The 11,118-nt window shown below is 63.9% G+C and carries 9 protein-coding genes; 8 read left to right on the top strand and 1 reads right to left on the bottom strand.

The window, feature by feature from the left end; genetic code table 11:
- Positions 1-128: 128 nt before the first annotated feature.
- The 6 genes from J2728_RS05570 to J2728_RS05545 all read left to right on the top strand — a co-directional run bounded on the left by J2728_RS05570 (position 129) and on the right by J2728_RS05545 (position 8,034).
- Complete coding sequence (locus J2728_RS05570) at positions 129-1,196, top strand: methyl-accepting chemotaxis protein (protein WP_309997334.1); 1,068 nt, start codon at positions 129-131, stop codon at positions 1,194-1,196.
- Positions 1,197-1,551: 355 nt separating this feature from the next.
- Positions 1,552-2,142: a hypothetical protein gene (locus tag J2728_RS05565; RefSeq protein WP_309997332.1), complete on the top strand. Its 591-nt coding sequence runs from the start codon at positions 1,552-1,554 to the stop codon at positions 2,140-2,142.
- A gap of 72 nt (positions 2,143-2,214) precedes the next feature.
- Entirely contained in the window at positions 2,215-3,483 is a 1,269-nt protein-coding gene (locus J2728_RS05560; protein ID WP_309997330.1) for an outer membrane beta-barrel protein, read from the top strand.
- Between the two features lie 48 nt (positions 3,484-3,531).
- Positions 3,532-5,751: a GumC family protein gene (locus tag J2728_RS05555; protein ID WP_309997328.1), complete on the top strand. Its 2,220-nt coding sequence runs from the start codon at positions 3,532-3,534 to the stop codon at positions 5,749-5,751.
- Positions 5,741-7,663, top strand: a complete 1,923-nt coding sequence (locus J2728_RS05550) for an O-antigen ligase family protein (protein WP_309997326.1) — start codon at positions 5,741-5,743, stop codon at positions 7,661-7,663. Before J2728_RS05555 ends, J2728_RS05550 begins: the two co-directional genes overlap by 11 nt.
- Before the next feature lie 218 nt (positions 7,664-7,881).
- Complete coding sequence (locus J2728_RS05545) at positions 7,882-8,034, top strand: hypothetical protein (RefSeq protein ID WP_309997325.1); 153 nt, start codon at positions 7,882-7,884, stop codon at positions 8,032-8,034.
- A 174-nt stretch (positions 8,035-8,208) separates the two neighbouring features.
- Here J2728_RS05545 and J2728_RS05540 read toward each other — a convergent pair whose 3' ends face one another.
- Positions 8,209-8,988, bottom strand: a complete 780-nt coding sequence (locus tag J2728_RS05540; RefSeq protein ID WP_404979706.1) for a transglutaminase-like cysteine peptidase — start codon at positions 8,986-8,988, stop codon at positions 8,209-8,211.
- Between the two features lie 256 nt (positions 8,989-9,244).
- Between J2728_RS05540 and J2728_RS05535 the strand changes: the two genes are divergently transcribed.
- Both J2728_RS05535 and J2728_RS05530 read left to right on the top strand, forming a co-directional pair.
- Positions 9,245-10,033, top strand: a complete 789-nt coding sequence (locus tag J2728_RS05535; protein WP_309997321.1) for a metallophosphoesterase family protein — start codon at positions 9,245-9,247, stop codon at positions 10,031-10,033.
- An 86-nt stretch (positions 10,034-10,119) separates the two neighbouring features.
- Positions 10,120-10,716, top strand: a complete 597-nt coding sequence (locus J2728_RS05530) for a polysaccharide biosynthesis/export family protein (RefSeq protein WP_309997319.1) — start codon at positions 10,120-10,122, stop codon at positions 10,714-10,716.
- The last annotated feature ends 402 nt before the right edge of the window (positions 10,717-11,118 follow it).

Genomic DNA, 11,118 nt, shown 5'->3' with positions numbered 1-11,118 from the left:
GGCGCTTTTACATCGAAGGCGAGAAAAGAAGCCCTCTCCCGCCTGTCATGTCGTCGCGCGGTCATGACGAGAGCGTCATCTTCCTGGGGTTAGGTGATTCGCTTGGTGTGCGTGGGGGCGCGTCAGTCATGGAGCAGGATTCCAGTTTTCGTCCGGAACGGATCCTGGACTTGTCCGAACGACTTTCGACCGTGGCGGGCGAGAAGATCGGCGAAATCGCGAGGGTCAATCGCGCGGCCAAGATGCTCTCGATCAACGCTCTGATCGTGGCGGCGCGCGCCGGCGAGGCCGGTAAGGGGTTCGCCATCGTCGCCGAGGAGTTCAAGAAGATCTCCACCGAGATCGACGCGGTCGCGGCCGCGCTGGAGAGCCAGGTCCGCGCCGACCTCGATGAGTTGTCCGCGATCGGTGGCGCCATCCTCGCGCACATGCGCGGACAAAGGTTGGCTGACCTGGCGCTCAACGCCATCGAGATCGTCGACCGCAATCTCTACGAGCGCACCTGCGACGTACGCTGGTGGGCGACGGACTCAGCCGTCGTCGCGTGTCTCGGCGAGGAGGGCGAGGCGGCCCGGCGGTACGCCAGTGAGCGTCTGGGCGTGATCCTCGACGCCTACACTGTCTATCTAGATCTCTGGATTTGCGACGAGCGCGGGAGGATTGTCGCCAACGGCCGGCCAGGGCGTTACCCGAACGTGGTCGGTCAATCCGTCGTCGAGACTCGATGGTTTCAGGAGGGGCTTCGCACCGCCAGCGGCGATGATTTCGTCGCGTGCGATATAGAACGTTGCCGGGCGCTGGGTGACGCCCCGGTCGCCACCTACGCCACGGCCATACGCGCCGGCGGAGAGGCCAGCGGCAAACCCCTTGGTGTCCTTGGCGTGCATTTCGATTGGCGCCCTCAGGCCCAAGCGGTCGTGGATGGCGTTCGCCTCACGAGCGAAGAGCGCGAGCGCTCGCGAGTTATGCTGCTGGATCAGAAGGGGCGCGTCCTCGCGTCCTCCGACAATCAAGGCGTTCTCAGCGAAGTTTTCCCGCTCGATACTTCGGCCGGTCCCATGGGAAGCTACGCCGATGGTGAAATTACAGTCGGGTACGCTCTAACGCCGGGTTACGAGACCTATGCTGGTCTTGGTTGGTATGGCTGTCTCGTACAGCGCCAGCAAGTCCCTGGATTAACCACGGCGGCTGCTTAGTCTTAACCAAAACGTGTGCGGATTAGGCGAACTACTGATCGCTTAATACGCGAAACCGACTAGATTCTTGGCATTTTTTATGGATTTTCTGACGGCGGCGTTGCATTGCAGCGCAGCACGTGTTTTTTTAGGGCTAACGAGCTTCTGACGAAGTCTGATAGTTCTGCCGGGGGCGGAGAGACGCGTCATATTCTCAGTCTAGGGCTCGTTCGCGTTTACTTTTCGCGAGATTCGCACGGGAAGTGTGATCTCCGGGAGACGCTTCTGTCGAGAAATCGATGGCGGCGCGCGTTCTGGGCTAGAGCATTCGTTTACATTGTCCTAAAGGGACGCCGTTAACTTGGAGGGAGCAGTCATGGCTTCTCATCGCGTTCGGGCGATCGCTATCAGCTTGGCCGTTGCTCTGGCGCCCATGGGCGCTGGTCAGGTCTGGGCTCAAAATACTCCGGCTCCTACCGCCGCTTCGCTGCAGGCCACGATCCAAGCCGCCGCTCAAGGCACCGCGGCTCAACCCGGCTTCGCAACGCTGTCGCCCCAGGCTAAGCTTGCGGCCATCCAGGCTGCGGTCGCCGCTGCGCTCGCCGCGAGCGGCGCCTCACCGTCGGTGATCGCCACCGCTCTGGTGCAGGCGGTCTCGTCCGGCACGGTCTCGGCCGGCGTGGCCATCCAGGTGGCCGCCGCCGTTGCTCCGGAAATGGCTCAGCAAGTCGCCGCTGCTCCCGCTGTTCAGCAACAACTGGCCGCCACGGGTCAATCGGCGACCGTTACCACCGCCGCGACGGCCACCGACGCCGGCGCGCCGAGCGTTCTGGTCAGCCTGCAAGGCGCCGCTTCGACCGCGACGGGCGGTGACGCCGCTGCGGGCGCGGGCGCTGGCGGGACGGCGCCGACGCCGGCTCCGTTCGATCCGTGCGCTGGCGTGATCGCCGCGTACTGCGGCAGTTAGTAAAAACACAGTCTCGGGGCGGACCGACGCGTCACGACGTGCGTCGGCCGCCACTTTCTGGTGGGGATAAACATGCGACTCCTAATGTGCTCGGCCGCCATGGCCTGCATCGCCTTGACCGCGCCTCAGGCCGTTCAGGCTCAAGATCTCGGCTCCAACTTCAAGCGTGACAAGAACGTCAGCGTTCGTCAGCGCCCGCGTCCCGATTACGAGGCGGCTGGCCAGAAGGCTGGTGGTTTCACGCTCTATCCGCGGATCACGGTTGACGCCGAATACAATGACAACATCTACGCCGAGGCTACCGGCAAGGATGACGATCTCATCTGGCGCGTGAAGCCTGAAGTGGCTGTTCGTTCGGACTGGTCGCGTCACGCCCTCGGCCTGTTCGCCGGCGGTAATCTCATCCGTTATGCGAACAACGGTTCCGAAGACGCGGAAGAGTATACGGTCTCCGCGAATGGCCGGTTGGACATCGCGCGCGGCTCCAACATCACGGGCTTTGTCCAAACCCAGAGCTTGGTTGAGCCGCGCAGCTCCCCCAACGCTCCTGCGGCGGCGGGCAAACCGGTGAAGTATGATCTGAACCAAGGTTCGATTATTCTGACCAAGGAGTTCAACCGGCTTCGCGTCACCGGGCGCGTTGAGGACAAGGACTTCAACTACAAGGACGTTCCGAATATCGCGGGCACGGACATCGTCGATCAGGATTTCCGTGACCGGAACGAGCTCTACTACGGCGGTAAGGCCGAGTACGCCGTCAGCCCCGATACGGCGGTCTATCTGACGGCCACCGGCAATAAAAAGGACTACGACACCAACATCGTCGCGTCCGACCGCTCATCCGACGGTTATGTCGTCGGCGTTGGCGCGAACTTCGATGTCTCCGAGTTGGTGCGGGGCGACGTTCAAGTCGGCTACATGAAGCAGACCTACGATAACTTCGGCAAGATCGATGGCTTCAACGCTATCGGGCGCGTCGAATGGTTCCCAACCCAGCTTACCACCGTGGGTATCAACGGATCGCGGACGATTGAGGAATCAACGGCGCCGCGTTCGCAAGGCTACATCTCCAACAACATCGGCGCGTCTATCGACCACGAGTTGATGCGCAACGTCCTGCTCTCGGCCGCCTACACGCATGGCAAGGATAGCTACAAGGGCATCACCCGTAGCGATAAGCGTGACAATTTCTCGGCGACCGCTACCTATCTGCTGAACCGTCGCGTTGGCCTGTTCTTGACGTATAACTACCTCAAGCAGAATTCGACGGGCGCTCCGCTCGACCGTGGCGCTTCGTTCAAGGACAACAAGCTGATCGCTTCTGTCGCGCTTCAGTTCTAAGAAAAACGTCCACGAAACGGCAAGCATTGCCGATTACTGAGAGTGGTTATGGACGGCTCCGGTTATGAAACTTCGAACGCTCCGGTGAATGCCACCGGAGCGTTGTCTTTTGATCTGAATATCGCGATCGCGACCTTCAGGCGCCGTTTCCGCCTGTTCGCGGCGGTGGGCGTGGTCGTGTTCGCCGCGGTGGTGCTCTTCACCCTGCAGCAAACGCCGCGCTATACGGCGGTCGCTCAGGTGATGCTCGACGTCCGCAAGGAGCAGGTCACCGACATGAGCGCGGTGCTCTCGGGCTTGCCCGCCGACTCCGCTGTTGTCGATACCGAGGTCGAGGTCCTCAAGTCGCGTTCACTGGCGGCTCGGGTCGTCAAGGACCTGAAGCTTGAGGAAGACCCCTACTTCAATCCCTATCTGCCGCAGGCGAAGGGCGCGGGGGCTTGGTTCTCGTCGCTGAAGAAGGCGGCCGCGCCCGTGGCGGTCACCGATCCGGTCGAGTTGCAGCGTCGTCGCGAACGGATCGTCGACAACGTGCTGGGCGGTCTGAAGGTCCGCCGAGCCGGCCTGACCTACCTGATTTCCATCGAGTACACGCACACCGATCCTCGTCGCGCGGCGGATCTGGCGAACGCTTTCGCCAACCTCTATCTGACCGAACAGCTCGAGGCTAAGTTCGACGCCACGCAGAAGGCCAATGAATGGCTGGATACGCGCGTGGGCGAGCTTCGCGATCAGGTCGCGCAGGCTGACGCCGCTGTTCAGCAGTACAAGATCGCCAACAACCTGCTCAGCGCCGAGGGGGCGACCCTCACCGAGCAGGAGATTTCGGGACTGAACCAGCAACTGGCGCTGAGCCGCGCGGCTCAGGCTGAAACCGACGCCCGCCTGTCGATCGCGCGCCAGCAATTGGCCCGTGGCAGCACCGGCGAGGATGTCGGCGAGTCGCTGAATTCCCCCGTGGTGCAGCAGCTGCGCAAGCAGCGCGCCGAGAAGAGCGCCCAGGTGGCCGACCTCGGCGGCCGCTATGGCGACCGTCACCCGGACCTGCTGAAGGCCAAGCGCGAGCTGGCCGACATCGACACCCAGATCCAGGCTGAAATCCGTCGCATCATCTCGAACCTGGAAGCCCAGGCTCAGGTCGCGCGTCAGAGGACGGGTTCCGTCGCCTCGAGCGTCTCGCAGTCCAAGGGCACGCTCGCGGGTAACAATCGCGCGGCGATCGGCCTCGCGGAGCTGGAGCGCAAAGCTCAGTCCGTGAAGACGCTGTACGAGACCCTGCTGTCGCGCTTCAAGCAGACCACCACCCAGGAAGGGATCGAGCAGGCGGACGCCCGCGTCGTGTCGCCAGCCAAGATCCCGACGCGCGCCAGCTATCCCAAGCCGTCCCTGAACCTTGCTCTAGGCCTGGTTCTGGCCCTGGGCGCGGGTGTCGCGTCGATCGTTCTCGCCGAAATCCTGATGGCGGGTCTGTTCACCGAGGATGAGGTCGAGCGTCGTCTGGGTCTGCCTTATCTGGGCGCGGTGCCGTCGCTTGACACCACGGTGGATGACGCCAAGACCCTAAGGGGCATGACGCCGCCAGAGTATCTGTTGGCCAAGCCGCTTTCGAGCTTCGCCGAAAGCCTCCGGAAGCTGCGGGCGTCCATCCTGTTCTCCAAGGTGGGCGAGACAGTGAAGGTGATCGCCGTGACCTCGTCCCTCCCGGGCGAGGGCAAGACGACCACCACCTTCTCGCTGGCGCGCACTCTGGCGACCTCGGGCGCCAAGGTCATCGTGGTGGACTGCGACCTTCGACAAAGCGCCATCACCCAGTTCCTAAAGGAACCGGCGAAGGTGGGTCTTCTCGAGGTCCTGAACGGCGTGGCGACGATCGAGCAGGCGCTGGTGGAGGACGAGAGCGGGGCGCATATCCTGCCTCTGGCGAAGTCGGCCTACACGCCGCGCGATGTGCTCGGCTCGTCGGCCATGCATCGTCTGCTGCAGGAGCTTCGTAGCCGGTACGAGATCGTTCTGCTGGACACCGCGCCGCTTCTCGCGATCGCGGATACGCGCATCCTGGCGCCCCATACCGACGCGGTGGTGATGCTGGTTCGGTGGAAGAAGACTCCGGTTAAAGCGGTTCAGTCGGCCCTGGGCCTTCTGCAAGGCACGCGAGCGTTCATCGCCGGCGTCGCCCTGACCCAGATGGACCTCAAGGCCCAGTCCCGCTACGGCTACGGCGACTCCTATTATTACTACGCCAACTACCGAAAGTACTATGCGGACTAGAACGAAGTCGGGCGGGGGTTCGCCGTCGCCCGGCGCCGCTAGAACCCGAAAGCTGCAGGTTTCCGAGGGCGTCGCGATCGGCGCCCTCGTTGCGTTGGTCGTCGCCGAGATCGTCGCCTTCGGCGCGAGCGACGTCGCCGTGGCCGCCGTGTTTGGCGTGCTGGAAGCCCTCTTCCTCGTGGTCGTGCTAGCGACGTGCGGTTGGGCGCGGCGGGTTCCGAGTATTCTGGCCGCTCCTTGGCCGAGCCTGATGTTCCTCGCGGTGCTGATCGCCGCCGCTTGGTCCCTGACGCCGTTTGGCCCCGGCGGGGCGCACCCCCTTTGGGCCTATGTTGGGCAGGGTGGCGGATCGATCACGGTCGACCGCTCGTCTCTCGTTCTCGGTCTTCTGCGCTTGCTTGGACTTGCCTGCGTTTTTCAAGGCGCGTGGGTTATCGGCGCGTCCGAGACACGCCGCCGCGCGCTAATCTGGTGGATGCTCCTGGCGCTGAGCGCTTACGCCGCGCTGGCGATTGTCGATCATGTTACGCTCAGAGGCGGGCGCCGCCTCACGGCGACCCTGTTGAGCCCCAATAGCGCCGCCACCCTGATGGGCGTGGGCGTCGTATTCGCCTCGGCCTTCCTTTCCCAGGCCATTCAGCGAGCGGGCGGGAAGCTTCGTCTCGAGCGGCTGGGTCTGGACGCAAGCCTGGCGTTCGGCGCCGCCAGCGTATTCGCCGTCGCGTTGGCCATGACGGCCTCTAGGGCCGGCGTCTTCTCCACCGTGATCGCTCTCGCGGTGCTGCTGACCTGGCAAGTTCTGTCTCAAGGGCGAAAGCTCAGCGCCGTCGCGATCCTCGGCGGCGCCGCCGTGTTGCTCGTGATGGTCGGCGTCGCCATGCGAAGCGCGGATTTGACGGCCGCCCGACTCGAGAATCTCGAGGGTGACATCGTGGCGCGCAGGACAATCTTTGACGCGCACTGGCAAGCGTTTCTCGGGTCGCCATGGTTTGGGTTCGGTCTTGGCTCGTTCCCTCTCGTGAACCAACTGATCATGACCAGCGAGACCCTCGGGGTCTTGTTCGACGTGAGGGCGACGCACAATCTCTATCTCCAATGGCTTGAGGAAGTTGGCGTCATCGGCGCCGCTTTCATGGCGGCGTGGGTTCTGGTCGCGCTTTGGCGCGCGGTTCGCGAGGGGCTCAAACCCGGGACGGGCGGCGCGCTGGCGCGCGCCACCGTGGCGGCCGCCGTCCTCGTGCTCATCCATGGCCTGTCGGATTTCGCCGTCCAGGTGCCGGCGCTTCAGGCCTTGTTCGCCGTGGGTCTCGGCGCGGTGACCGCCGTGGCGCCGCAGCGGCGGGCTCCGCCCACGACCAAGCGGGGCGGTCTTGTTTTCGCGAGCGTCGTCCTCGTCATTTCCTTCATGGTCGCCGCGCCTCTGGCGGCGTCGCGTTTCGGCGGCGACATGGCGTGGGTGCCCACGGCGTCGGCCGATGTCCTCGCGATCAGCGTCGAGCGGGATCTCGCGCGCGAAACCAAGGACCCCGAGGTTCGGAAGCGCATGCTCGACCGCGCCAGCCGTGAAGTCGCCCTGCGGCCGGCCTCCGGCGGCGCCTGGCTGCGGATGGCGGCGGTACAGTTCCAGCGCGGTGATGTAGCGGCCGCCAATTTGGCGCTTGATCATTCGCTCTCGGTCGCGCCCCTGCAGACCAGTCTTTTCGAAAGTCGGTCGCGTCTGGCCTACGAGCATTGGTCGGCGCTGAGCCCGGCCGTTCGCCAGCAGGTTATGTCTCAGGCCCGTGTCGAATTCGGCCGCGGCGGCGGACCCAGGCGCCTGGCCGCCCTGGCGAATAGCATCCGCGATCCGGCGGGGCGGATCGGCTTGGCTTTCCTGATCGTCGCCGAACAAGCGAAGGCCGCCGCCCGATAGGCTTCGCCAGCCAAGACTTGCTTGGTGTCGGCGCGCCGGAGCCTTCTCGCGAACCTCGGTGGCAACCTCGGCGCGGGCTGACCTGCTTTGGACCCGAGGCTTCGCTGAGCGCCTCGTCGGGTTCGTTTTGGGCGCATGTTTAATCGAGATAAACCTTCCTTTTTCACGGGCCATTACCGTCGTCGCGATACTTCTCCGACAAGCAGGAGTTGTGGTCGATGATCGACGCCAAAATCTCGTTCTCCCCCGTTACGATCGCTCTTCAGGAGCGTGACCGTCGCATGGCGCCGCTGGCCGGTATTGGGGTCGCGGCGCTCGCGTCTGCTGGCCTTTGGGGGTTGTTGGCCCTGGGGATCTCCAGGCTCTTCTGAAGCGCCTCGGATCGTGGAATCCCGACGCGCCGTCGTCGAATAGACGCCCGTTCCGTTCACCGGAGGGGGCGTTTCTTTTTTGCCGACGCCCCGCTGTCTCCGGAGGCGCCAACGTAAAAAGCCCCGGGCCGAAGTCCGGGGCTTTTCTTGATCTTCTTAAGGGCGGCGTCGTCCTTAGGCCGCGCTGGTCCAGAGCGCGGTGCCGGGCACTTGGCGTTCGACCCACCGGTAGTTCAGGTCTTCCCAAGGGGTCGCCCAGGGCGTCAGATTGTCCAAAACCCAATCGCCGCTCTTCAACGAGATCATCAGCACGGCATGGCTTTCACCCCGCGCGGTGATGGCCACGGCCAGGGACAGAGCGCTCTCCGGCACGCCGGCGGCGACGAGCTGGCGGCGCTTCTCCAAGGCGTAGTCCTCGCAATCGCCATAGAGCTTGCCGTCGACCAGGCGCGGCAACGACCAGTATTCGGGCTGGCCATAGAGATCGAGGTCGTTGGCTTTCTTGACTTCCCGGTTGACCGCCTGATTGACCCTGTTGAGCAGTTTCAGTTGCTCGCGCTCGCCCTGGCCCATCCATGCGAGAGTGGCGGACACGGCCGCGGTCTCGGCGTTCGGGCGCGAGGCGGCGGGTTCGGTGAGGCCGGTGGGCGTCACGGCTTCGAGCGGCTCATCGTTCGACGAGGCCGGAGCGACGTCGAACGGATGGGGCGCGGCCGCGCCGACCGACGAGGTGAGCGCGGGGTTCGACGGCGCGTTCAAACCCATCAAGGCCAGTTGGCTGGACGGCAGGCCGCAAGTGGCGAGGTCTCGGCGGCATAGATCGGCAAAGCCTACCGGCGCGCCCACGCCCTCGCCGCGGGGCATGAAAGGCATGGAACCAGCGTGGGCGTTGACACTCGCCATGAGGGCGACAGTGCTGACCAGTCCGGTAATAATGTTGCGCGTGCTGAACATGCTGACCCCGCTGTGTTCGTGGGGTCACTATTCATTCGGGCCGCAAATTTGAGCTGAATTTAGATGGTATAATTGAGATATACGATAAGGGTAATTTCGCTATTAACTCTAACATATGCGATAATTACTTGGTAAATTGATCGGCAATCAACTTGCTGAATTCAAGGTTAACCGCTCCGTGCGCCGTTGAACCGGCGAGCTTACTAGGGCAAAATTGAAAACACTCTCGGCGCTCGTCGCCGGCCTGGCGAGTTTCATGTTCAAGTCCCTTTTTCGGTCCAAGCAGCAACCCCAGCACGCCGCGTCCACCGATGGGCGCCTGCTCTATGCGGTCGGAGACGTGCACGGCCGGCTCGATCTTCTGGACGGCCTGGTCGAGCGCATGACCGAGGATTTCCGTGCGCTGGGGCGCCAGGACCGACCGGTCTTGATCATGCTGGGCGACTATATCGACCGGGGTCCGCGGTCGGCGGCCGTGATCGATCGGCTGATCGAGCTTCGCCAGCAGTCCGGCGAAGGACGCTTCGAGTTTAGAGCCCTCATGGGTAACCACGAGGAGACCCTCCTGCACTTCCTCGACGATCCCATGGCTGGACCGTCATGGGTGGAATACGGCGGAGGCGAGACCATGGCCTCCTACGGCGTGCAGCGTCCCGTGGGGCGCGCCGAGCCCGAGATCTGGGAGCAGGCGCGCCTGGCCTTCCGCGCCGCCTTCCCGCCGTCGCACGAGGCTTTCCTGCGCCAGCTCGAGTTGATGGTCGTCTACGGCGACCATGTCTTCGTCCACGCCGGCGTGCGCCCAGGCCTGCCTCTGGAGCGCCAGGTGGCCGCGGACCTTTTGTGGATCCGAAACGAGTTCCTGGACAACCCCCATGGGCTGGACGCCACGATCGTTCACGGCCATACGCCCGTGGAAGAGGTCTTCATCGGCCGGCGGCGGATCAACGTCGACACCGGCGCCTATGCGACCGGCGTGCTCACCGCTGTTAGACTTGACGGCGGCCCGCCGAAGATCATCCAGTTTAGTAAAGCGCGGTCGGCCTGAGTCTTCGCCTTGTTCATCGGCCGGTCACGTGCGATGTGCAATTTCAATCTCGACGTCTTGTAAGTCTCAAGGTGAGAAGCTTCGCAATGATCGGTGTTTCGAAACTCTCTCGCGCCCTCTCCATGTTGGCGCTGGCGGTGTTCATGACGTTCGGCGCCATGACCGGATCGGCCCATGCCCAGGCCGTTACGCCCGCGGCGCCCGGTGTGACGCCGGCCCAGTCGATGGACTACCTGCTGGGACCGGCCGACAAGGTGCGTGTCACGGTTTATGGCGAACCCTCGCTGTCCGGCGAGTTCTTCGTCACTGGCAGCGGCCTGATGTCGTTGCCGCTGATCGGTGAGATCAAGGCTGGCGGCATGACCGTCGGCCAGTTCCAGCAAGCGGTGCAGAAGGCGCTCAGCGACGGCTATCTGAAGGAGCCTCGCGTCAGCGCCGAGGTCCTGACATTCCGGCCCTTCTACATCCTGGGGGAAGTCGAAAAGCCCGGCACCTATCCTTACACATCCGGCCTGACCGTTCTCAACGCGGTGGCCACCGCCGGCGGCTTCACCTATCGCGCCGACAAGAAGAACGTCTGGATCAAGCGCAACGGCGAGACGTCCGAAAACAAGAGCGAGCTGACGCCGTCGATTGTCGTGGCGCCGGGCGATACGATCCGGATTGGCGAGCGCTTCTTCTAGCTTTCGCCGGTGGGCTGAAAAATGGGGCGTGGCGGGCGACCGCCGCGCCCTTTTTCTTTGGGCACCGCAAAACGGCGCTCCGCGAGATTGAGACACCGTGTCAACAGACTGAGACGCCGAGCTGTCGGGGCGCGACTCGGGGACTGGTAATGTCCAATTAGAGAGTCATGTCGCCACCGTCTCGGCGATGGCTCTCCAGGCTTGTCCGCCGCCCCGAAGGGCGCGCGGCGACACGCAAGCCGAGCCCGTGGCTGTCGACGGCGGATACAATCGCCGCCGTCCCGCCCCTCAGCCGCAGGTGGGGGATTCCGTCCGTGAGCCTAGACCGCTCGCGGGCGGATGTCCCGTTGGGGCGCGGTCTGTTCGAGACCGTCCACAGCATATGGGCGGCTTGTCATTGGA

The sequence above is a fragment of the Caulobacter segnis genome (assembly GCF_031454995.1).
GTDB lineage: Bacteria > Pseudomonadota > Alphaproteobacteria > Caulobacterales > Caulobacteraceae > Caulobacter > Caulobacter segnis_E.
The sequence above is the reverse complement of the archived record's forward strand: the minus strand, read 5'-3'. Positions and strand labels throughout refer to the sequence as shown.